This window comes from Mesorhizobium sp. M8A.F.Ca.ET.218.01.1.1 (genome assembly GCF_004791165.1).
Classification (GTDB): Bacteria; Pseudomonadota; Alphaproteobacteria; order Rhizobiales; family Rhizobiaceae; genus Mesorhizobium.
The window spans coordinates 1-333 of the sequence record NZ_SRUZ01000121.1 but is presented as its reverse complement, the minus strand read 5'-3'; the positions used below and the strand labels follow the sequence as shown (position 1 = coordinate 333).

Annotated in this window: 1 pseudogene; it reads right to left on the bottom strand. The window is 62.2% G+C overall.

Going from position 1 to position 333, the window contains the following annotated elements:
- Positions 1–308 (bottom strand): annotated as a pseudogene (locus EN861_RS34660) (ABC transporter permease); the annotation flags it as partial.
- Positions 309–333 lie beyond the last annotated feature (25 nt).

The window sequence follows — 333 nt, the reverse complement described above, 5'->3', positions numbered from 1 at the left end:
GCCAGCGGCGCAACGGTCAGAATGTCGCGCGAGCCGACGATGACGCGGGAGTAGACATCGCGGCCGATCTGGTCGGTACCGAACCAGTGTTCGGAAGACGGTGGCGCAAGCGCGTTGATGATGTCGGTTGCCAGTGGGTCGTAGGGGACGAAATGCTCGCCGAACAGCGCGCAGGAGATCCAGAACAGGACGATGGCGAAGCCGGTGAGGAAAGTAGCAGACCGCAGCAGCGAAAAGAACACGTCCGCCATCAAGCCGCGCCTGCCTGTATCATCGGGCGTCGGCATGCTCGTGTCGGTGATGGTCATTGGTCTGTCTCCAGCCGAATTCGCG